This is a genomic window from Paenibacillus borealis (genome assembly GCF_000758665.1).
Lineage (GTDB): Bacteria > Bacillota > Bacilli > Paenibacillales > Paenibacillaceae > Paenibacillus_AQ > Paenibacillus_AQ borealis.
Genome location: NZ_CP009285.1, coordinates 5,955,591 through 5,979,202, shown reverse-complemented (window position 1 = coordinate 5,979,202; position 23,612 = coordinate 5,955,591). Strand labels below are relative to the sequence as shown.

General features: G+C 50.1%; 16 protein-coding genes. 7 read left to right on the top strand and 9 right to left on the bottom strand.

Annotation, left to right across the window (positions count from 1 at the left end; translation table 11 throughout):
* Window positions 1–1,009 precede the first annotated feature (1,009 nt).
* Together PBOR_RS25400 and PBOR_RS25395 are read right to left on the bottom strand one after the other, a co-directional pair.
* On the bottom strand, window positions 1,010–1,276 hold the full coding sequence (locus PBOR_RS25400) for a hypothetical protein (RefSeq protein ID WP_042216490.1): 267 nt from the start codon (window positions 1,274–1,276) through the stop codon (window positions 1,010–1,012).
* A gap of 72 nt (window positions 1,277–1,348) precedes the next feature.
* Entirely contained in the window at window positions 1,349–1,942 is a 594-nt protein-coding gene (locus PBOR_RS25395; protein WP_042216488.1) for a hypothetical protein, read from the bottom strand.
* 596 nt (window positions 1,943–2,538) lie between these two features.
* Here PBOR_RS25395 and PBOR_RS25390 point away from each other — a divergent pair.
* The 4 genes from PBOR_RS25390 (at window position 2,539) to PBOR_RS25375 (ending at window position 9,262) form a co-directional block, all read left to right on the top strand.
* The gene (locus tag PBOR_RS25390; protein ID WP_042216486.1) at window positions 2,539–4,929 is read left to right on the top strand and encodes an alpha-L-arabinofuranosidase C-terminal domain-containing protein; all 2,391 of its coding nucleotides are present in this window, start codon (window positions 2,539–2,541) and stop codon (window positions 4,927–4,929) included.
* 27 nt (window positions 4,930–4,956) lie between these two features.
* A complete protein-coding gene (locus tag PBOR_RS25385; RefSeq protein ID WP_042216485.1) occupies window positions 4,957–6,771 on the top strand; it encodes a glycoside hydrolase family 43 protein in 1,815 nt (604 codons plus the stop codon).
* Between the two features lie 32 nt (window positions 6,772–6,803).
* Window positions 6,804–7,748 (top strand): glycoside hydrolase family 43 protein, encoded by a 945-nt coding sequence (locus PBOR_RS25380; protein WP_042216483.1) that lies wholly within the window; start codon window positions 6,804–6,806, stop codon window positions 7,746–7,748.
* Between the two features lie 77 nt (window positions 7,749–7,825).
* Window positions 7,826–9,262 (top strand): amino acid permease, encoded by a 1,437-nt coding sequence (locus tag PBOR_RS25375; protein WP_081972181.1) that lies wholly within the window; start codon window positions 7,826–7,828, stop codon window positions 9,260–9,262.
* Here PBOR_RS25375 and PBOR_RS25370 read toward each other — a convergent pair.
* The 3 genes from PBOR_RS25370 to PBOR_RS25360 all read right to left on the bottom strand — a co-directional run bounded on the left by PBOR_RS25370 (window position 9,259) and on the right by PBOR_RS25360 (window position 12,511).
* The gene (locus PBOR_RS25370; RefSeq protein ID WP_099052491.1) at window positions 9,259–9,906 is read right to left on the bottom strand and encodes a LysE family transporter; all 648 of its coding nucleotides are present in this window, start codon (window positions 9,904–9,906) and stop codon (window positions 9,259–9,261) included. The two genes, PBOR_RS25375 and PBOR_RS25370, sit on opposite strands and share 4 nt — an antisense overlap.
* A 104-nt stretch (window positions 9,907–10,010) precedes the next feature.
* Complete coding sequence (locus PBOR_RS25365) at window positions 10,011–10,532, bottom strand: DUF3231 family protein (RefSeq protein WP_042216481.1); 522 nt, start codon at window positions 10,530–10,532, stop codon at window positions 10,011–10,013.
* 83 nt (window positions 10,533–10,615) lie between these two features.
* Window positions 10,616–12,511: a PAS domain S-box protein gene (locus PBOR_RS25360; protein ID WP_042216480.1), complete on the bottom strand. Its 1,896-nt coding sequence runs from the start codon at window positions 12,509–12,511 to the stop codon at window positions 10,616–10,618.
* Between the two features lie 371 nt (window positions 12,512–12,882).
* Between PBOR_RS25360 and PBOR_RS25355 the strand changes: the two genes are divergently transcribed.
* A complete protein-coding gene (locus PBOR_RS25355) occupies window positions 12,883–13,398 on the top strand; it encodes a GNAT family N-acetyltransferase (protein ID WP_167549571.1) in 516 nt (171 codons plus the stop codon).
* 162 nt (window positions 13,399–13,560) lie between these two features.
* Here the strand turns inward: PBOR_RS25355 and PBOR_RS25350 are convergent, their stop codons facing one another.
* The 4 genes from PBOR_RS25350 to PBOR_RS25335 form a co-directional block, all read right to left on the bottom strand.
* Window positions 13,561–14,442, bottom strand: a complete 882-nt coding sequence (locus PBOR_RS25350; RefSeq protein WP_042216476.1) for a carbohydrate ABC transporter permease — start codon at window positions 14,440–14,442, stop codon at window positions 13,561–13,563.
* A gap of 12 nt (window positions 14,443–14,454) precedes the next feature.
* Window positions 14,455–15,411 (bottom strand): ABC transporter permease, encoded by a 957-nt coding sequence (locus tag PBOR_RS25345; protein WP_081972180.1) that lies wholly within the window; start codon window positions 15,409–15,411, stop codon window positions 14,455–14,457.
* Window positions 15,412–15,482: 71 nt separating this feature from the next.
* Window positions 15,483–17,075, bottom strand: coding sequence for an extracellular solute-binding protein (locus PBOR_RS25340; protein WP_245647903.1), 1,593 nt, complete (start codon window positions 17,073–17,075; stop codon window positions 15,483–15,485).
* Window positions 17,076–17,366: 291 nt separating this feature from the next.
* Window positions 17,367–19,742 carry a helix-turn-helix domain-containing protein gene (locus tag PBOR_RS25335; protein WP_042216473.1) on the bottom strand — a complete coding sequence of 792 codons (2,376 nt, stop codon included), beginning with the start codon at window positions 19,740–19,742 and terminating at the stop codon, window positions 17,367–17,369.
* A 750-nt stretch (window positions 19,743–20,492) separates the two neighbouring features.
* Between PBOR_RS25335 and PBOR_RS25330 the strand changes: the two genes are divergently transcribed.
* On the top strand, window positions 20,493–22,289 hold the full coding sequence (locus tag PBOR_RS25330) for a sensor histidine kinase (RefSeq protein ID WP_042216472.1): 1,797 nt from the start codon (window positions 20,493–20,495) through the stop codon (window positions 22,287–22,289).
* The gene (locus PBOR_RS25325; protein WP_042216469.1) at window positions 22,282–23,550 is read left to right on the top strand and encodes a response regulator; all 1,269 of its coding nucleotides are present in this window, start codon (window positions 22,282–22,284) and stop codon (window positions 23,548–23,550) included. Before PBOR_RS25330 ends, PBOR_RS25325 begins: the two co-directional genes overlap by 8 nt.
* The last annotated feature ends 62 nt before the right edge of the window (window positions 23,551–23,612 follow it).

The window sequence follows — 23,612 nt, the reverse complement described above, 5'->3', positions numbered from 1 at the left end:
TGAATTAATCAAAAGAATTAATGAACCAAGTAGGGCCCCTATAAAAAAATATAGAAGGAAATGCAAAAGGAGACTGCGATTTATGATTATTTTATCTATATACAATGAAACAGGCGTTACAAAGAATAAATAAATGCAGAACATAATCAAGAAACCATTAAAAAATTCATTCGCGAATGAATAATACAAAACAGTATCATCCGTATTATTATTTTGACTGACCATTGTGAAAACAAGTGACAGAAGTAGAGCGGAAAATAATGAAGCGAGGAGTCTAGTCATAATCAGCAATTCCTCCTTTGCGAAACTCCTTAGCATCAATAGGCGGTCTTCATTTTTAAATTTAATTTGAAACATTAAAAGATCTGGCTAATGTACTAGGTGCGCCTAAATATTCAAATCCTTCATGAGGATGATTAAATATTGTCAGAGTAATTTTTTATATAAGAGGAAAGTGAGTGTCACAGGGAATAACTTTAGTGGTGAACACTTTATAAATGTATGAATATTATCAATACCGCAAAAATGTAATGGGATACGTAGTATTTTAAAGTCAAGGACTTGGGGATTGAAGAATATTTTATTTTTGTTGACAAACAGAGTGGAGAAGATTTTGAACATCTACGTTATAAGGCTTATGGTTCGGAAGATATTCTAGTTTATGGGGGATGACCTAGATTATTTAGTTCGAGACTATGACGGCATTATTGCTGAGTGGAAATATAATACGGCGAGATTGGTGCACTATTGTATGCCTGAATAACAAAATCGTTTTAATTCCTACACAATTTATAAAATGGACAATCAATTTTTAGGCCTGCTGGCATATCTGTTTGAGCAGTAACGAAAAAATCGGTTAAGACAGACAGAAGGCATTGAGGTAAGTCTGGACTGAAGCGGTTACTTTTGGCCGACTCAAATATGAGATCTATCTTAGACTAAATAATATAAGTAAACTTTATTGTTCAATAAAAAGCTATACAAATAAGATTATTGGGAATTTTAGACTCTATTCTACTAATAATGCAACACATATAAATATTACATACAATAAAATGGCTGTTCCAAGGGCTGCTAATAAAATAATCCATGTTAGATGTGTTTTAAAGGGGTTGAGCAAAAGCAATAGTTGTTTTCTTTTTGTTAGTAAACCATTGTTAGCATTTCTTAATATAATTTTAACTTTATTTTCCTCAGTATTGAGGAATTCATTCCAAAGTTGATCATACTGTTCTTTGATTGAATCTTTATTGGTGCTATCCTTTAATTTAACCATATCTTCCCTCTTTTTTGAGATCAGGAGATGATCAAAAAAAATTCTCCTGATCTCGGATTAGTAGTTTAGTTATCAGTTGCCATAGATATGACCTCTTACTCGTACTGCATGGGCTGCACTCGGATTTGATATCTTTAGATACACACCTTGTGGAGCATTTAATGCTCCTACAGATATTGTTTCATAAAAGGCAGCACCATTCCAACCATTAAACCCTGTATGGAATATCTCTCCGATTGTATCATCGCTAAAAAAACCTTTATACACAACACTATATCTCATTGTACTGTCTACAGATACCCCTGGAACCTGTTGCCACCCAGTAATACCTAATGATGTTTGAGTCATATTAAATTGATTGCTATAAAATGAATTTCCTGTTCCAACTATTGTGTCATCGTAACTTCCTAATAAAGTTGAAGCTAGAGGAGCGATGATGCTTTTATTTTTGTTTTGTAAATCTGATATTTTTTGTGCAGCGGTACTCATTGTTTCTTGCCCATTTAAGAATAATTTCCAAGTTCCATCTTTCTCAATAATAGGAAGAGAGATCTTAGTGGTTTCCCCATTTTCTTTACGTGTTAAATCGAGTGTGGCTATAAATTTGCTCTCGGATTCAGCCACAACACTCTCAATACTTGCAGTTGAAAAAGGGTCGGTAGTCAAAGAATCCTTGTATTGTTTAAGTTGATCTTCCTCTGAAGCGAATCTGGTATCAATAACCCATTTTACTGCCTCTCTTACATCACCAGATTGAACTGCTTCAATATAATTACTTACTGACTCTTTTGCTAATTCTAACGGGGTGATGATTACGAAAGATACCAGGTTGATGGACCAGCTGACGACATTGTGAAGTTGCTACAGTTCCGTGCACTGGTTGCCACTGGACGAAGCCGGCTGGGACCCGCGGCACGGGCAGAATGACCAGTTCCATATGTTGTATAAAAACAAGCCGCTCATTAATGGGAGGCTTGTTTTTAAATGACGATGATGTCCGGTTTCTTGAGCGAGCCGTACAGAGAATACAAACGCCTTCCCGTTCAATATGAATGGGAAGGCGTTTTTTCGACCGCTGAAGTAACCGTAATTTATATATTAATTAAATTGAGGATTCTGAAATTATTACTAGTCTCTTTCATTCATGTTCTCAAGGAATAGAGCATTGACTGCATAACTCTCTAGTAACTATAATATTAATATAATTATGAAAAAGTTAATATAAATATTAACTAAATTAGTTTGTTGAAAGGAATCCATCCATGGACACGAAACCGAAACTGAATGTGTATACGCAACAGACAGGGGCTGAGCTTGGGGATTTATTCGGTATTTTCTTCGAGGATTTGAATCATGCGGCAGACGGGGGGCTGTACGCCGAACTGGTGCAGAACCGTTCGTTTGAATTTGACCCGGTTGACCGTCATGATTACCATCCGCTGACGGCCTGGGAGAAGGTTGAACGCGGGGGCGGCCGGGCCAGCTTAAGTGTGGAGGACGAATCTCCATTTCATCCGGAGAATCCCCACTATGCGGTAATCGAAATTCTGGAGCCGGGCACCGGAGTAGGGCTGTCTAATGCGGGCTTCAATACAGGCATTCCGGTCAAGGCAGGCGAGAATTATCTCTTCTCTGTATATATGCGGCGCAGCGGGAGCTTCGGCACACCTGTGCAGGTTCTTATTGAGGATAGCGGGGGAGCGGTGACTGCATCGGCAGTTATCACTGTAGATTCTGCCGGGTGGCAGAAATATGAAGCGGTTCTTACCGCAGCTTCCACCGATAACTCCTGCAGGCTGGTGATTCTGACCGGGGGAGCAGGCAGACTGGAACTCGATATGGTGTCGCTCTTCCCTGAGAAGACCTATCTTGGCCGCCGCAATGGATTGCGGGAGGATATTGCGGTGCTGCTGGCGGATATGAAGCCCAAATTCATGCGGTTTCCCGGCGGCTGTCTCGTGCATGACGGCTCGCTGAACCCGGATGACCGGAATTCGATGTACCGCTGGAAGAAAACAATCGGAGACGTAACCTCGCGGCCGCCGCGGCGCAATAACTGGGGCTATAACCAGACACTGGGCCTTGGCTATTACGAATACTTCCAGTTCTGCGAGGATATCGGGGCCAAAGCCATTCCCGTATTGCCCGGCGGCTACGACCCCCATCATGGGCGCATAGTTCCCCTTGACGAGCTGGGACCCTGGATTCAGGATGCGCTGGATGTGATCGAATTCGCCAGAGGAGACGCTTCTACCGAATGGGGAGCGGTACGCAGCTCGCTTGGCCATCCCGAGCCCTTCGGGCTGGATTATATTGCGATCGGCAACGAAGAGGTCGGGGAGCCGTTCTTCGAGCGCTACCCGTATTTCCATAAAGCGATCAAGGAACGTTATCCGGATATGCAGGTGATTAACAGCAGCGGGCCGTTCGCGGCAGGCGGCGAATATGAACGGGGCTGGGCTTCGGCACGAGAGCACGGTTCGGATCTGGTGGACGAGCATTATTACCAGTCGCCGGAATGGTTCCTTGCAAATATGGACCGGTACGACCTGTTCAAGGCAGACGAACCTAAGGTGTTTCTTGGTGAATACGCTTCCTGGGGCAATACCTACTATAATGCACTGGTAGAGGCTGCATTCATGACCCGGCTGGAGCAGAATGCCCATGCAGTCGGTCTGGCCTGTTACGCGCCGATGCTGTGTAATGTAGACTATGTGAACTGGAAGCCGGATATGATCTGGTTCGATAACCACCAGGTCTTCGGCACACCGAACTACTACGTCCAGAAGCTGTTCATGAATCATCAGGGAGACCGGCTGCTGCATATTGAGGCCGAGCATCTGCCCGGGCAGCCCGAAGCGCTTCAGCAACCAGTCAAGGGAAGTATTGTGCTGGCTGCCGAGAAGTCTGCTGTTACTTACCGGAACATTACTCTGACGAATAACCTTACAGGCGAGCGAAGAGTAATAGAAGAGATTGTTGAACTGGACGATACGGAAGCGGCTGCGAGTAAGGAGGAGGGACTCCGCTCCTTCCCTCTGGATGACACGGACTGGAGTGACTACACGCTCAAACTGACCGCCAGCAAAAATGGAGGCGTGCGCGGATTCCTGATCTATTTCGGCATGCAGGACGGAATGAACCGGCTGAACTGGGAGCTCGGCGGCTGGCAGAATCAGGACAGTATACTGAGCGCGGTCTCCGGCGGCCGGGGTTCATGTCTGACCCAGAGCCTGTTCACGGTGGAGAATGACACGGATTATGAACTGGAGCTGCATGTTTCAGGACGCCTGATTACGGCAGCAATCAATGGCATTGAGATTAACCGGGCGGAAGACCGCTTACCTGAGATTCAGCCGCTGTACTATACGGCAAGCGTGGAAGACCTTTCAGGAGATGTAATCGTCAAAGCGGTGAATGTGCTGGATACCCCATTGTCCGTCCGGGTTGAGCTGAAGGAGCTGAAGGCCGCTTCATATACAGCAGAAGTACATGAACTGTCGGGAGTAGCGCTGGATGCTGAGAACAGCTTCGCTGATCCGCTGAAGGTCAGCCCTTCTACCCGGGCTATAGCCTTCGAAGGAACCGGCTTCGATTATGACTTCCCGGGCCAATCCGTTACATTGCTCAGAATAAAGCGACAACATTCATAAATCTGAAATCCCTAAGGAGGGCTTATCTTGTCTCAATCCATACCCGCATACACCGGTTATCTCTTAGTTCATTTCATCGGAGAGCAGCCGGATGGCGAACAGGTCTATTTCTCCTACAGTGAGGACGGCCTGCACTTTAAGGACCTGAACGCGGGTCAACCTGTTCTGCGCTCGGAGCTCGGTGAGAAGGGAGCCAGAGATCCCTTTATCGTCCGTTCGCCGAAGGAAAGTAAATTCTATCTGATCGCCACCGATCTGCGCATTGCCAGCGGCAAGGGCTGGAGTGCGGCGGTGGAGGCCGGAAGCCGTGATATTATCGTCTGGGAATCCGCCGATCTGGTGAACTGGTCACAGCCATGGGCAGTCACGGTTGGCGTGGAAGGTGCCGGATGTGTCTGGGCTCCTGAAGCTATTTACGATGAGGCCGCAGATGAATTTCTCGTATTCTGGGCTTCTGCTACCCAGGAGCCGCATGAGAGTGAACGGAAGCACAAAATATACAGTGCACGCACGAAGGATTTCCGGGAATTCACAGCGGCTGAGAAATACATTGAACGTGACAACCATATTATTGATACGACGATTATCGCAGATGGCGGAATGTACTACCGCTTCTCCAAGGATGAGACGACCAAGAATATCCGGGTGGAGCAAGGTGCGTCGCTGGATAAAGACGCCTTCAGCTTTGTGGATGCACCGGTTCTGGAGGCCATCATGGGCGTGGAAGGTCCGGAGATTTATAAGCTGAACGACCGCGGGGAATGGTGCCTGATTGTGGACCGTTATGCGGAAGGGAAGGGGTATCTTCCCCTGCTGACGACAGATCTTAAGAACGGCGATTTCCGCGTGCTTGCAGACGGGGAGTTCGACCTTGGCGTAAGCAAAAAGCGCCACGGCGGAGTCCTTCCGATTACCGCCGGAGAATGCAGCCTGCTGCTGGCAGCCTTCGGAGACGGGCATCAGGTGCTGCCGGGACAATTCGCTGACCCGGATCTGGCGAAGTTCGGCGGCCGCTACTATCTGTACCCTACAACAGATGGCTTCACAGGCTGGTCGGGAACACAGTTCCATGTATTCTCATCAGCGGATCTCAAGCTGTGGCAGGATGAAGGCGTTATTCTCGATCTTGCGGCGGAGGATGTACCCTGGGCTGTCGGCAGTGCCTGGGCTCCGGCCATCGCCAGCAAGGAAGGCCGTTATTTCTATTATTTCTGCGGCAAAAAGCCGGATGGGGAAAGTGCCATCGGCGTTGCGGTCGCCGACACTCCTGTGGGCCCGTTCCGCGCGCAGCCGGAGCCGCTAATTACCATGGAACAGATCCAACGTCTTGGTCTGGTCATAGGACAGGCCATTGACCCGTCCATCTACGTGGAGGATGACGGTACAGCTTATCTGCTGTTTGGTAACAGTCATCCGGCGATCGTGGAGCTCGGTGCGGATATGGTAACGGTCAATGAAGACACGATGAGAAATCTGGATGGATTATACGACTTCCGGGAAGCAGTTACCGTACTTAAGCGGGACGGACTGTATCACTTTACCTGGTCCTGTGACGATACGGGCAGCGAAGATTACCATGTCAACTATGGTACAGCAGAGCAACTGTACGGACCCGTGACCTACCGTTATCCGGTTCTCAGCAAGAATAAGGACAAGAGCATGCTCGGCACCGCCCACCATTCGATCATGCGTGACCCGGATACCGGGCAATACTGGATTGCCTATCACCGGTTCGTGACACCGTTAACCCGGTTCAACGATTACAAAGGAATTCACCGTGAAACCTGTATTGATCCGCTGGAGTTCGGCGCAGACGGGCTGATGCAGCAGTTGAAGCTCTAACAAGCAAATCACTCAGGAGGCTGAATTATATAATGAATGAAACAATCACAAACCCAGTGGTCCTTCAGCGGGCAGACCCCTGCATTTACCGGCATAGCGACGGCTATTATTACTTCACCGCTTCGGTTCCCGAATATGACCGGATTGAGCTCCGCAGAGCCGTGTCAATCGGCGGACTTACAGCCAGCGAGCCTGTCGTCATCTGGACGAAGCATATCTCCGGTATTATGAGCGGATATGTCTGGGCACCTGAAATTCATCACATCAATGGGAAGTGGTACATCTATTTCTCCGCCGGGAGTGATGATGCTCCTTTTGCGCAGCGTCTGTATGTGCTGGAGAATGATTCCGGCAATCCGCTGGAAGGAAGCTGGGAGGAGAAGGGGAGAATCTATACCGCTTGGGATACGTTCTCGCTGGACGCCACTACCTTTGAACATAGGGGATCGCAGTACCTGGTATGGGCGCAGGAGGACCCTTCAGTTCAGGGGAACTCCAGCCTGTTTATCTCGAAGATGGCTAATCCATGGACTCTGGAAGGTGAGCAAGTCCTGCTGACCCGGCCGGAATATGACTGGGAAACGGTCGGATACCGTGTAAATGAAGGGCCTGCTGTATTACAAAAGAACGGCAAGATGATCCTGACGTATTCTGCCAGCGCCACCGACCACCATTACTGCATGGGGCTGCTAACCGCGCCGGATGACAGCGATCTGCTGGACTCCGGCTCGTGGACGAAATCCCCGGTTCCAGTGTTTACGACAAGCGAGGAGAACGGCCAGTACGGTCCTGGACATAACAGCTTTACAGTGACAGCTGATGGAACTGAGGATCTGCTCGTCTATCACGCCAGAAATTATAAGGACATAGAGGGAGATCCCTTGAATGACCCTAACCGACATACCCGTGTCCAGCCTTTGGCCTGGGGAGAAGACGGACTGCCGGTATTCGGATTACCAGTGCCGGATACAATATAAATTCATGAATATGGAGGTAAAGGGAATTCTAGAATTGGAGAGAAATCTCAAATTCTGAAGTGATGAGGACGGAAAGAATGAACCAGACTTCAAGTAAGGCGGAGGAAGACAAGAAGCTGAAATGGTGGCAGTTGAGCTTATTGGGGGTTGCAGGAACCATAGGGACCGGATATTTCCTCGGGTCAGGCCTGGCAATCTCCATCGGCGGGCCCGCGGTGCTGTTGGCTTATATTTTAGCGGCTGTAGGCACCTATGTTGTATTTGACGCATTAGCGCGAATGACAGCAGAACATCCTGAACAGGGCTCTTTCCGTTCCTATGCCAAACAGGCATTCGGCAGCTGGGCCGGATTCGGGAGCGGTTGGGTGTACTGGTTCTCAGAGCTGCTCATTATGGGCAGCCAGCTCACCGCCTTGTCTATTTTCTCAAGATTCTGGTTCCCGGCTGTGCCAATGTGGATGTTTGCAGCAGGGTTTGCCGTCTTGAGCTTATGCATTGTCTTCTTTGGCAATAAAGGATTCGACCGGGTTGAAAATGTGCTGGCTATCATTAAAGTAGCGGCCATTGTGATGTTTCTGCTGCTTGCGGCTGCTCTTCTGGCCGGCTGGATCGGCGGCAGCAAATACACCCCGAAGGTTCCGCTGGATTATCCGGCACTGTTTCCCTCCGGAATGACCGGATTATGGTCAGCTTTTATTTTTGCTTTCTATGCTTATGGCGGCATTGAGGTGCTCGGCATTATGGCGTTCAGGCTACAGAAACCTGAAGATGCACCCAAAGCAGGAAAAGTCATGCTGCTGGCACTGGCTGTGGTGTATGTCCTGTCGATCGGTCTTGCTGTGATCATGGTTCCTGCAGGGGCGTTTAATCCGAAGGAAAGTCCGTTTGTGCTGGCACTCCGCAGCGACCAGCTGGCTTTCGTGCCTCATTTGTTCAACGGAGTATTGATTATAGCCGGCTTCTCTACGATGACTGCATCACTGTATGCCATTACCTCCATGATGATGACCTTGGCCCAGGAAGGCGATGCCCCCCGGCTATTCTCGAAGAAATGGAAGAAGAAATATCCGTTCAACGCCTTGTGCCTGATTGCTGCCGGATTATCCGGTGCTATTATGATGTCACTGTGGCTGCCGGGCAAAGTATATGAATACATCACTACGGCTGCGGGACTGATGATCCTGTATAACTGGTCCTTTATTCTGCTCTCCTCCGGCAGACTGCTGAAGCCGGCCAAGCTAAGCGGTGTGAAACGCTGGACGGGCTTAATACTGATTGGGGCAGCTGTAACGGGCACACTGTTTCACCGGCTCAGCCGTCCCGGCTTCTATATCAGTCTGCTGATTGTTTCGCTAATTGCCTTAAGTGACTGGATCTTTCAACATTTCCGTAATAAGACAGGCAACTCCGTTAAGGAGTGCTCACTGGACGGACAAACGAATGATCACCACTCTCTGGCTGGCGGCCCCGGGTTCCGGATTAAGGGCATCCGGATGCGGAGGAGCAAGCTTTAAAGAAAGAGCAGCTGCACAGCCTGTACACCGAAATAGAAGCCGAATCCGACCAGCGACAGACCGGACAATACAGAGATCACTTGTAATACCCGGACCGTCATAAATTGGCGGAAGATGCTGGAGGCGGCTGCCATAGTTACATCCCAGAGCAGAATTCCCAGGATGATGGCTCCGCTGTACAGCAATAACTGGTGCATTGGATACTGGCTTGCCGCTTTGGCCAATATCGAACCATAAATGCCCAGCCAGAACAAGATGGACAGGGGATTGAACAGTGACATCATGAACCCGGACAAAAAGGATTTAAACAGAGAGGCATCATTTCCTCTAAGTTCTGTTGCTGAAATTTCCCCGGAATTTAGGATGCTCTCCACACCTGTATAGACGAGGACAAAGAACCCGAACAGCCACAAAAAAGCTTTGACAAACGGTGCATCCAACAAATGAATCATGCCGAAATAGACAAGCAGCATGTAAATAATATCGGCGCTGACGGCACCAAGTCCGACGGACCAGGCGTGCAGGAACCCTCCGCGGAGCCCCTTGTCCAGCTGTGCGGCATTAATGGGACCAATCGGTGCGGAGAGAGAAAGCCCGAGAAAGATATAACCTATAAATACGTTAATATTATCCTCCCCCTTCATATTTAAGCGTATTCTGAAAAAGGGGATTGTAGGACAACCAAAAAAGAAGGCCCGCGGAAACGCGGGCCTTCGTCTTAAACAATTTCCCTTCTGCTAAGCTTAAGCTATGCCTTAACCGTCTCCGGTCTTTTTACCTGAAGCGGTGGAGGAATGAGCCAGCCGTTTTTCTTGGTCAGATGCATAATTTTAAGGCCGATTGCCGCTTTGGTCAGGTGATATTTAGCGAATAAGGCGCCGATATCCTCCCGGATGGACTGACCCATTACCATGCTGCAAGCCACCAGCCCGGTAGCGATATCCGCAGCAAGTTTGGCGGCAATCTCCGGATCTGTGAATCTTGCACCTACAGGAATATCCTCCAGCTTCGCTTCAGGCCGGTTCGGCATTACCGGTGCCGAGGCCAGGCCCTGATCTGCCAGCAGCGAATCGCACTCACTGATCTCCAGCTCCGCCTGATCAATTAAAGTCCCTAATATTTTTTTGAGATCATGGTCACCCGCATGATACATATAGGCCCTATAACATGATAGTGCGCCTTTGGCTACCATTGAGGCTTGCCATACATTGTAGATCTCTCCATAATGCATCGGTTCATCTTTGGCATTGCCGCCTAGAATTCCAGTCATAAGTAAGCTCCTTTATGATTTAATGTCAAACAGGGTTAGCATGCCCAGAAGTCTGCTGAACTTGCGCTGTATCAGATTATTTTCTATAAGCTTGAGGAGTTGACAAACTGGTTGATAAGCTTCAGAATGACCTCCCGCTTTACAGGCTTACTGACGTACTCATCCATCCCTGCCGCCAGACACTTTTCCCGGTCCCCCTTCAAGGCATTTGCTGTAACCGCAATAATGGGCGGACTCTTCTCCTTAAGCTCTTCTCTGATCCTCTTTACCGCCTCGAAACCGTTCATAATCGGCATATGCAGATCCATTAAAATGAGATCAAACGGCTCTTTGCATGCGGCTTCAACAGCATCTATCCCGTTCGTGACGGTAATAATCCTGTGGCCTATTTTTTCAAGTGTTTTGGTCATCACCAGCTGATTGATATAATTGTCTTCAGCAAGCAGAATGCTAACCTTGCGTGTGTCAGCAAGCTTGTTTATGGAAGCCTCGTGGGTGTGAGGGCCTGCGGCTTGCTTGGGCTTGATGGTGAAGGTGAAGGAAGAGCCGCTTGTGCCGTCACTTTCCGCATAAATCTCCCCGCCCATCATGCCGATGATTCTGCGGCTGATGGCAAGGCCAAGTCCGGTGCCTTCATGTTTACGCGTCATAAAACTGTCAATCTGTGAAAAGGGTTCGAAAATATCGGTAAGCCGGGCGGGATCAATTCCAATGCCCGTATCTGTCACCGTGAAGGCCAGCATGGACGGATCTTCCCGGACAAGCTTCACTTTTACGGAGATGCTGCCGCTCGGGGTGAATTTCACGGCATTGCCGAGCAGGTTGAGAAGCACCTGCTTTAGACGCTCGCTGTCTCCGTATACATAATCGGGAACATCGTGATTTATAGTACTGGAGAGCTCCAGCTGCTTCTGGGCAGCACTCATGGAAATGACGGCAAAGCTGTCCTTGATGCATTTACGCAGATCGAAGGTATGCTCCTGCAGTTCAGTCCGGCCTGCTTCAATCTTGGAAAGATCGAGGATATCATTGATAATATTAAGCAGGGTTTCACCGCTTTTACGGATAATTTCCAGGTAGCTCCGCTGCTCTTCAGTAACTTCGGTGGTATCCAGCAGAATATCCGTCATGCCTACAACCCCGTTCATCGGAGTGCGGATTTCATGGCTCATCATGGCCAGGAACTCGCTTTTAGCCCTGTTTGTAGATTCGGCGGCTTCCTTGGCAAGCATCAGCTGTCTCTGCTCGGAAATGTCTTTGCATATAAGATAGAAGCCGATATTTTGATTATTTACGTAAATCGGTGCAATGCTGGTAAGCACTTCTACGACCTCGCCATTTTTGACGTAAAGGGAGTTGATGTGCTGATCAACCGTTTTATCGTACAGAGCTCTGTCCAGAATGTTCTGGACACTTTCCTGTCCGATCAGAGTGGCCAGTTCCATCCCGATCAGATCGGATTCGATGGAGTAGCCGGTTAATTTTTCTGCCATACTGTTAGCGTTAATGATCCGGCCGTCGAGGCCAAAGGAAATGACGGAATCATGGTTGTACTTTTTTAGCGAAGTGTAACGTTCAACGGACTCCTGAAGGTGTTGCTCCGATTCCTTTTGCTTAGTAATGTCAACGATCTGGCAAATGTAATATGATGGATGATCCGCATCTTCGCTGAAAAAGGTGAGAGTGAGCATTCCCCACATAGGTTCACCTTTTTTTGAAAGAAACCGCGTTTCAAGCTGTATAACTGTTCGGTCCCCCATGAGTTCCTTGAGGTCGTGAATATTTCCCAAATCATCGGGATTAAAAAGGTCTTCCAGCTTCATACCATCAAGCTCTGCCCCGGAATAGCCAAAAATCCGTTCCATGGCGTGATTCACAGTCAATATCCCACCATCCGGTCCAACGAGTGCGATTCCAAAGGAAGCATTATCAATGACCTGCTGGTTAAATCGTTCCTGGTTCAGATTTACGCGATGCATGGCGGCCTCCCTAGAAAAGTTTATATTGTCGTAAAAAATAGACCTTCGGCTTGAAGGTCTGTCAGATACTTAAAATGTAATAAAGGTAACTTTGAGTTGAATTTACCCCGCTCATTCCTCATTGAAACAAAGTTGGCATTTATGGTGGTTCTCATCAAACCCCCTGTTTGATTAGACTCCAGATGTGTTCAAACCTGTCCTGGTAGTCAGGGGAATTCCAGGACTCCTTGAAGGAGGGGAGCCAAAGAACGTCCCGTAACACGAGCGGATTGCTGTACACATATTTTGAAATCAAACTTTACAGTTTATTTCAATTGATAATCTGATATGATCTGCTTTGTTGATCCTTATGTGTTGAGGGAGGTCATCTTGTGACCCAAAGTAATGTAATAATCGAAACCAAGAGGCTCCGTTTAGTTCCGATGACTTATGATTTTGTGCGGAAAATAATCGGTCATGATCACTCGGCTTATGAGTTATTGGGGGCGGTAAGGACGGATACGTGGCCGGAAAAGGCAGATATCAAGGATATTCTGCCAATGATTCTAGGGAACCTGGCGGATCATCCAGTCCCTGACGGCTTCGATGCCTGGTTATTTATCAGTAAAGAGAATCATTCCGTTGTAGGTGATGGGGGATTCAAAGGCGCTCCTGATGAGCATGGTGTGATTGACATAGGCTACGCCATTATTGAAGCGCAGCGGGAAAAGGGATATGCATCTGAAGCGGTCCCGGCGTTGCTGGAATGGGGTCTGGCGCAACATGGAGTAAACGCTGTAACAGCGGATTGTCTGGAGGATAACCTTCCGTCTATTAAGGTTCTGTCCAAGCTGGGGATGCAGGAGATTGACCGGCGGGAAGGCTGTATATTTTACAGAACATTCTAGTGAGTGTCTTCATGCCGGGGAATCGGGATTTATCCCGCTGGCAAGCCCCTCCGGCTCAATAAGGAACCAGTCCCCATAATAGCCGGGAGAACCCTGCCATTCCTGCGATTCTATTCCCGTATCCGCCTGTCCGAACCACCCGGCTGGAGTCTCGACTTTCTATTACCCCTTCACCGCACCAATCATTACACCCTTCTCGAAATACTTCTGGACGAAGGGATACACACACAGGATGGGCACCGTTGCCACGATAATGGTGGCGTATTTAATCGTTTCTCCTATCATGAACTGATCCGCCGAGCTTGCTCCTGCCGACATGCTGTCTGTTGAATTGGCAATCAGGATCTCCCGGAGCACCAGCTGCAGCGGGAACAGGTCTCTGTCCCTCAGAAAGATGGATGCATAGAACCACGCATTCCACTTCTCGACGGCATAATAGAGCACCATTACAGCTATAACCGGCTTGGACAAAGGCAATACGATCCGGAACAGGATCGTCAAATGGTTAGCGCCGTCGATCTTGGCCGATTCCTCCAGGCTCTCGGGAATCGCCGAGAATGCGGTGCGCATGATAATCAGGTTAAAGGTACTGACAGCGAACGGTATGATGGTGGCCCAGATGGAATCAATTAATCCGACGCCCTTTACGATCAGGTACATCGGTATCAGACCTCCGTGGAAGAACATCGTGAACACGATCAGCAGCGTGAAGGCGCTGTTCCACATTACATTTCTTCTCGACAGCACGTAGGCTGCTATGGCAGTCAGCAGCATGTTAAGGGTGACACCGAAGACCAGAATGAACAATGTATTGCCGTAACCTTTGATAATGCCGGGATTGCTAAACACGCTCTTGTAAGCTTCGAGACTGAAGCCCAGCGGCTTCCACAGGAATCCCTTGCTCGCAACCAGCTGCGCGGAATCGCTGAAGGAGGCGAACAGTACATATAACAGCGGATATAACGTTACGATAACGAGGAGAATCAGCACGGTGTTAATGGTGTAATCAAAGATTTTATTTCTCAGGCCGGTTTCGGCATGCATAACGGTTTCCTCCTACCAAAGGCTGGTTTTATTGACTCTGCGGCTGATATAATTGGCCGAGATCAATAGAATGAGATTCACAACCGAGTTAAACAAGCCGACTGCTGAACTATAGCTCCAGCCGAATTCCAGCAAGCCCTTTCTGTACACAAAGGAAGAAATGACGTCAGCTGTTTCATAGGTTACAGGATTGTAGAGCAGAATGATTTTCTCGAAGCCGACATTCAGCATATTGCCCATCCGCAGGATGAACATGATGGTGATCGTAGGCAGAATTCCCGGCAGGGTAATGTGCAGCATCTGCTTCAGACGGCTGGCACCGTCAATCCGGGCGGCTTCATACTGCTCCTGGTCAATACCGGCCAAGGCGGCAATGTAGATTATGGATTCCCAGCCGATCTTCTGCCAGATTTCGGACAGGATATAAACCGGGCGGAACAGGCCGGGCTTCTGCAGCATGGCGGTTCCGTCATACCCTAACCAGGAGAATAGTGTATTAATGACCCCGTTGCTGTTGGTGAAGTCGGTAATCATACCGCAAATGACGACGAGTGAAATGAAGTAGGGCATATACGAGAAGGTCTGGACTATCCGTTTGAAGCTCTGATTTCTCACTTCATTGATCAGCAGAGCCAGAAGGATCGGGGCCGGAAACATAAACAGAATAGAATACACGCTGATGAGAACGGTATTACCCAGAATACGCCAGAAATAATAGCTGGAGAAGAAATCCCTGAAATGCTGAAATCCTACCCAGTCGCTGCCCATAATCCCTTTCATCGGGGAGAAATCCTTAAAGGCAATAATCGCCCCATACATCGGTGCGTAATGGAATACGGCATAGTAGAGGATGACAGGAATCATCATGATATACAGCAGTCTGTTCAGCTTAAAATCACGGATAAAACGTCGCTTAAAGCTGTTGTTAACAGAAGTTTGAACGCCGGTCATAGGAGCTAATTTGGACATGATTTCTCTTTTCCTCCTTACGGGAGCAGCTCTTCAGCCGATCAACGTGCTGCTCCCGGCTTGGCTGTAGTTTAGCGCTTCAAGTACCGCTCCAGTGCGGCCTGTTTAATCTCAATGGCACGCGGGAGCTTGACGGAATTCAGCTTCTCCAGATACTTGTCATAAGCCTCAAGCGGCTCAGTTCCAAGGATAATCTTCAGTGTCATTTCATCGACCAGCGTGTTCACATCCGCCATGATGTTGGCATATTCAGCGCTTTCCTCCGGAGTTGGAGTTAACAGCGGAATCTGGTATTTGGCCATATCCGTCTTCTGCCAGATAGGTATCGCGGCCTGCTGCTCCGGCAGGTTCAGGTATTGTTCGGAGACCCGTTTATCGGAGACAAAGGGACCCATCGTATTGCCGCGAATGTAGAGAGACATGGCTTGTGCAGGGGCCAGCTTGTCGGGATTGCTCATCAGCAGATCCGTAAATTTCGGATAACCGTCTTCCATGGTGTAGCTGACACCCTCTGTTCCGAAGTTGAACAGCTTATTGCCTTCCTCGCTGTAGCCGTAATCAAGCAGCTTGACCGCCAGCTCCGCATTCTTGGACGTTGCCGAGATCGCCACCATCCCGCCGGTAGAGAAGGCATAATCGCGTTGGCCGAACTTCGGTGTAATGCCCTTCTCCAGCACCGGATAAGGGGCCGCGACAATGGAAGCCTGCGGATCGGCTCCCTTAAGGATCGGCTGCCATTTCCCGATACCGCCGCCTGCATTGGCCCAGGTAGCCCCGGTCTGCCCTGATGTAATATTGGCATCCATCACCTTGGAATCGACGGTGGCCACGTCTTTATCCAGCAGTCCGTCAGCATACCACCCCCTGAACAGGCTAAGGAAGTCCTTATAACCCGGCTCTGCCGGACCAAATATAACCTTGCCGTCCTCCAGATAGAAATCGCGGGTTACACCAAACGCCCCGATGAAAGCGCCGTTGCCCAGTTCATTGAACACACGCGGTTTGGCGACGAAGGAGATCGGTGCCGCGGCCCCTTTTTTCTCTTTAAACGCTTTCAAAGTAGTAGTCCATTCATCGATGGTTTCGGGCACGGGCAGACCCAGCTCATCCAGCCAGTCCTTGCGGATCACCGGCCCCTGGAAGGTAAGCAGCGATTCATCCCCGCGGATAAAAGGAAACGAGTAATAGCTGCCCTTGTCTGTCTTGACCATTTTCTCCACCTCAGGATGCTCATGGAGATACTTCTTGTAGTTCGGAGCATATTTGTCGATCAGGTCATTCAGCTCCATGATGTAGCCGTCCTTGATTGCCTTTTCCGGGCCGCCGGGGAAGTTGAAGAAGTTGTACTCCAGCATATCAGGCAATTCTCCGGAAGCGAGCATCACGTTGAAGGATTCGTCGACCTGGTTAGCCGGAGGTGCGGTGAAATCTACTGTAACCCCAGTGCGTTTCTGCCATTCCTGATAAAAGGGAACCTCTGCATGCGCAGACTTCACCCCGGTCAGATTGTTAGGCAATGCTCCCCAATAAGTGAGTGTGCTGTCTGTTTTCATCGGGTATACCGCTGCTGATTCTGATGCTGTGTCTGAGCCGGAAGGGGTATTATTCCCTGCCTTGTTCTCGGAGCATCCTGCCAGCGTGGTGCCTGCAATCAGGGATGCCATGAGCGAAAACATTATTTTTCTGCTTGTTCTCCTCATTCTTGTTAACCTCCTCAATTGATTCCATTAGTAGTTGTAAGAACCCGCTGTGGTGCCGGGGTTCATGCCATAACTATACGGTCGGCCCCGGTTTGCTGTATATGTGCAGTACATCCAATGCGGTTGAAAAAGCTGCTGCGGGTATCGGCAAAATGCACAAAACGATAGGCGATTGCTCTGCGGGCGCGGCTGAAGTCCTTGCAGAATGCCCAAAAACCCCTGTACGCCACGGTTGGGTGACGGGCAGGGGCACTGTTAATCTTCGGTGACCTCTTTATACTTGCCGGGGGTGATCCCCTCGATCTTCTTGAAGGTGCGGATAAAGGTGCCAACATCATTAAAGCCTGACTTCTCCGCCGCTTCGTTGACCGTCAGCCGCTGCTCCTGAATCAATTGCTTGGCCCAGCCGATCCGCTGCTTGTTGATCGTATCCAAAAGGGCTTCCCCCGACTGCTCCTTGAACAGCTTCGACAGATAAGTAGGCTTCAGATCAAAGTGCTGCCCCAGCATGGAGACGTTCAAGCCCGGATCCGTGAAATGTCCGTCTATAAATGCCGTTACCCCGCTGATTAGGTCATTCAAGGCCCGGTTACGGTTCTCCTGAACATTCTGCAGCCGTCTGGCCCCGGCATATTCACAGGCTTCCTTAAGCATGGACTTCAGCTGCTCCTGCATTTCAGCTAACGTCTCTGCAGAAGAGAGCCTGTCGATGCGCTTCGGATTCTGCAGCAGGATATTATCCTGCGCGGGTCCAAGTTCACCGATGCTCTTGATCAAAGTCCCTACCAGATCGAGCATAAGGCAGCGGGCTAAAGGGATCTTTACCGGGTGATTCGACAGGTTCAGCTGCAGGATATCGTCCAAGGCGGTAACAGCCGACTGGAAATCGCCTACTTTTACATAATTAATTAACTGCTGCTCCAGCTGAAGGGGATAGAAGTAACCGGAATCTGTATCGGGACGGGTAATGTTCCGCTCAATCTCTTCATAGGAGAGAATCTCCTGTTTGCCCATCACCAGCTTATATTCCATGGCATCCAAGGCCTCCTGATAAGCCTGCTGAAGCTGCCGGATTCCGTGATGAACCCGGCTGACCGACACCGTAAGGTAGATATTGTACGTCTGTGCAAGAAATTCTTGCGCGGAACGGGCCACCTGCAGCAGATCGCTATTGTGCTCATCCGGGGAGGCAGGGGACAGGCTGACCAGACAAGGCATGGCATCATCCGTTTCAGCCATATAACCCCTGTGCTTAACGCTTACAAGCTCTTCGACCACATTATTCACAATGAAATGCAGCAGCTGCAGCTTCTGGGCAGCGGTTTTGCCCTGGACACGCTCCAGGAAGACATCGAGATCCTCCAGGTAGAATAGAAGAACGGCACAATCCCCGGAGAGGAGCTGAATATCGAAGGCGGCTAAGGCTTCCGCCAAAGGAAGCTCATCGTCCTGCCTGCCCTTGAGCAGCCGCAGGATGTAATTGGAACGCAGCGAATAACTCTGCCGCTTCATCTCCAGCAGCATATGGTCCAGCTCACTCAGCGTGCTGTCCACAGCCTGCTGGATAAACAGGAATTCATTGGAGCCTTTCTCCCGGAGGGCTGTCTTGCTGCTGAAGGCATGTACAATCCGCCGGATCGGGTTATAGTTCTTCCGCAGGAAAATATACGTTAATCCCCCGCCTCCCAGCAGGCTGGCCATAATACTTAGTAAGGTCAGTCTGCGGACCAGCTCCGCCTTTTGCCAATAGACTTCACTCGGAATCATGGAAATATAGCGGAGATCGGATTCGGCAGACTGTATAGAGAAGACTTCGTACCGCTCCCCGCCAAACTCCCAGATGAACATTCCGCTGTCGCCGGTCAGCTTGCCGAAGGGCAATTGTGCCGGAAGATCTGTATTGGAGCTGGATACCAGCACCTGGTTGTCGGAGTCGGTGATGAGCACATGCCCCTTGCTGAACGCTTCAATATTCATGAGGGAGGATAATATTTTGTTGTTGTCGATCATAATCACATTGGCTCCGGACGGCTTGCCGTCCTCGTAGTCATAGGTGCTGACATATGCGAGCGCTTTCACGGAAACGCCGTTCTCGGTCGTACGGTTCATCGGTACATAGCCCTTGAATTTGTTCTGCCGGAGGATATCTAACCATGCTTCATAGCTTAAGGTGCCGGAGGCATTATGCTCCGCGTAGGCAAATCTCGTATTCCGGTAAACGCCGGGGAGCAGAATGGTATCCCGTGATGCCAGGTAGATATAGAACAAGCCGGTTTCGGCATAAGCCGATTGATATAAGGACATATCCTTCGTGGCGTCGTACAGATCGTACATATAATCTTCCGGAAAAATGGAGTACTTGTGCTGATCGACCAGTTCCCTGAACTTGGTATTCCAATTCAGCTCGAAGTTAAGCCGGTTGACCGCTTCAAGCTGCTTATCCATATTCTCACGCAGCTGCTTGAGCAGGGAGTTATTGGCCAGATGTATCTCGTCGGCGAGCATCTTGCTGGACTGAAAGTATACAATCGAACTCAGAATAACCGGAAGCAGCAGAACAGCCATATAGGATAAGGTCCAGGTCAGCAATACACTCCGGCTACCCAGCCATTTGATTCTTGGTTTCTTCATCCGCATTCTCCTGTCCGGGCTTCAAATCATTAACTTCGTATATTGTACATGCATACCCGGGTTAGCACAATTGTCATTACAGGGAAATAACGGTAAGCTCCTGCTGCTCCTAACCGAGCAGCAGATCCGGCGGGACTAAAGGGATTTATCCCTTTAAATTCCTCATATCGCCCACGTCCGGCGGGACCAGGATTTATGGTCGCTACGGTCCGTTAGCACGCTTGATGTGTCCTTTTGGGGGAAATAAAGGCTCTGATGTCCGTAAGAAACAACAGAACGAAAGGAGCCTGAGCCTGGCGCTAGTGAAATCGAGAGTTGTTACTCGGCATGCAAGGCCTTAGCCGTCAGCGGATAAAGTGATATACTCGAACGCCGTGTTGCCAAGCTGAATGCAGCACAGCAGTACGTGGACGGATACCAAATCATCACGCAAGTCTGCCAGCTGCAGACCTTAGGGATACAGTACAAGAGTAGTGAATTAAAACGAGTTTCAAGCGGAGAGGGATGAACTTTGGATTGGCCATTGGCTTTGCCCTCAAGCGATTCTTAAGTATGTTACAAGCCCGTGAAAGCTTCATTTCTTATTCCAGCTTAATCTGGTGACTCCCCGCTGCCCCTTGTAATCAGGTGATAAGTTAGGTTTGCAATTGCATGATTCTGTGCTAGACTCAGTCATTATTAAAGCCCTTACATCCGTGCCGGCAGGCTTATTCCTATGCGGCGGCGAGTGCTAGGGGAGAGGAAGAGGTCATGAAACGCTATTTTCTGGATAAGCCCATTCAAACCAAATTGCTGATTACCTTTCTGCCGGTCATGATTCTGTCCGTTATTGCAACAGGATCGTTCTCCTACTGGTCCGCCAGTGACCAGCTCCGCAAGAACTCGCTGTATTCGCTGGCCGATACCACCTATCAGACCGCCTTGTTCCTGGACGATAAATTTCTGACGATCTTTGAACAGCTCGTTAATCTAGAGGATACGACATCGCTGCGCAACCTGCTGTCGGTGAATGACCAGGGGGATACCCCGCAGAAATTCAATGACATTATTGAGCTGCATAACCGTCTTGAAAGCGTATACCACTCCTATAATGCCATGGTTGATTCCATCTACGTTGCCTTCAACAACGGCAGGACCTTCAACCTCCAGCAGGAATATGTGCCCCGGAGCGTCTCGATCGATCTTCCGGCATGGCAGGAACGGTACAACGATTCAGATAAAGGCTATTACTGGCTGAACAGCCACCAAGATGCCATCTTCAATACGGTGGAGGACAGGCGGGTGCTCAGCAGCTTCAAAATGATCGGCACGCCGACTTCCCCCTCAAGCGGAATTGTGCTGATCAATTTACGTGAAAGCTACTTCCTGGAAATCATGCAGAATGTACAGATCAGCCCGAACGGCGCGCTGGCACTGATCAGCCCGGACGGCGAGCTATTCTCCAAATCCTTGAAGGCGGACTATGAAGTGAAGCCGGGTACAATTACCGAATTGCGGCAGCTGGCCGGCGGGAACGGCAGTCTTGCGGTGGAAAGCGCGGCAGGCCAGAAGCTGGATATTGCTTATCAGACGCTGCCGCTGAACGGATGGGTGCTGGCTGCTATTGTGCCGGAGAAGGATATTCTCGCGGGTGCATCGCGCATCCAGTGGATCGTTCTGGCGGTCACGCTGGTCATCCTTGTGCTGGTGGCAGCTGCGACGACGCTGGCGGCACGCAATCTGAGCAACCCGATCCGTTACCTGTCCAAGCAGGTGAAACGGTTCGAGCGCGGGGATTTCAGCGTCAGCTTCCAGATTGACCAGCGCAATGAAATCGGCGTCCTGGCCACGGGCCTGACCCGGCTCTCCGATTCGGTCGAGCAGCTGCTGAATGAGGTGCGGGAGGAGCAGGAGCAGAAGCGCAAGGCGGAAATGCGGGCGCTGCAGGCGCAGATTCAGCCGCATTTCCTCTACAATACGCTCGGTTCAATCAAGCATCTGATTGATCTGGAGGAGCGGGAACGGGCCTCCGTGATGGTGGGCGCGCTGACCCGGTATTTCCGCATCGGCATCAGCAAAGGCGCCGAGCTGATTACCGTCGCGGAAGAGATCGAGCATGTGCGCAGTTATCTGCTGATTCTGAACATCCGGTATAATCAGGATTTCGATTATGCCATAGAAGTGGACGAAGAGCTGCTGACGCTGCGCATCCCTAAGCTGACACTGCAGCCGGTCGTGGAGAATGCCGTCTACCACGGCATCAAGAACAAGCGCGGCAAAGGAATGGTAACGATAACAGGTTATGCGGATGAAGACGGCGCAGTGCTGGAGATTTATGATAACGGACAAGGCATTAGCCCTGAGCGGTTGGCGCAGCTGCGCCATTCACTGCAGGCGGACAGCGCAGGCGACAATGCGCTGAGCTTCGGGCTATGGAACGCCCATCGCCGGCTGGTGCTGCAATACGGACCGGCCTATGGCCTTGTCCTTGACAGCGAAGAGATGAAGTTTACCCGGGTCACGGTACGGCTGCCCCGGGTGCAGAAGGAAGGAGATTCCCATGATTAAACTGCTTATAGTAGATGACGATATGTGGATCCGGGAAGGCCTGCGGCGCAATATCCGCTGGGAGCAGGCCGGCATTGAGGTAGCCGGCACAGCCGCTGACGGGGAAGAAGCGCTGAAGCTGATGGAGGAGCTGCGGCCGGATCTGGTGCTGACCGATATCCAGATGCCTTTTCTGGACGGACTGCAGCTGGCTGAACGTATTAACGGGGAATACCCGGGAACCAAGGTCGTCTTCCTGACGGGCTATGATGACTTCTCGTATGCCAAGCAGGCGCTGCGGCTGCAGGCGGCCGATTATATTCTGAAATATGAGGATAATGAAGTGATTCTAAATGCGGTTGCTTCTGCCGCAAGCACTCTGCTGGCCGACAAGAGGGGGGCCGAGCAAGCCCGGAAGAGCCAGGCCCTGATCCAGAACAAGTTCTTCGCAGAGCTGTTCGAGGGCTGCGCCAACCCGGAGTGGGCGCGGAAGGAACTGGACAATCTCGGCATAGCTGCACCGGAAGCCTGCTTCCAGGTAGCGGTGATTCAGCCGGAGGACAACCGCCGCTTTGCCCGCGCGGGGGAAGGGGACAATGCGGAGCTGCTGCTCTTCTCCATTCATAATATCTGCTCGGAGCTTGAGTCCGGGGAATTTCCCTACCGGTATCCGGCGGTCTATAACAACCGGGTCAACCTGCTCTTTAACCTGCCTGCCCCGGAAGACCGGGAAGGTGCGGCGGAGCAGCTGGCTGAGCATCTGGGGGAAATCCGCCGGACGCTGGAGACCTGCCTGAAGCTTCAGATCAGCGTCGGTCTGGGCAGCTGCCGGGAAGGGATCGGGCGCATCGCAATTTCTTACGGCGAGGCACTGAACGCTGCCCAGCTGAAGCCGGTCATCGGTGAAGCCGGTGTATTCGTCAGCGGAGAAATCCGCCATTCGCAGAATTCACATCATACGCTGCTGAAGGAGATGGAGCAGTATATGCGGCAGCATTTTCATGAGGAGGAGCTGAACCTGACCGCCATCGCGGGCCATGTGCATATTTCATCCGCGTATGCCAGCACGCTCTTCAAGAAATATAAAGGCATGAACTTAAGCGAGTATCTCATTCAGCTGCGCATAGACAAGGCAGCGGAGCTGCTGTCTACCACGGATGCGAAATCGTATGAGGTATCGGAGCAGGTAGGCTACCGCAACCCTCAGTACTTCAGTGTGCTGTTTAAGAAGCATTACGGCAAATCGCCTTCCGAGTACCGCAGGGACCGGCAGCATTCTTAGAGCGGCTTAGTTCTTCAAGCGGATAAATGATCAAACAAATCAGTTAAAGAAAACAAACAATC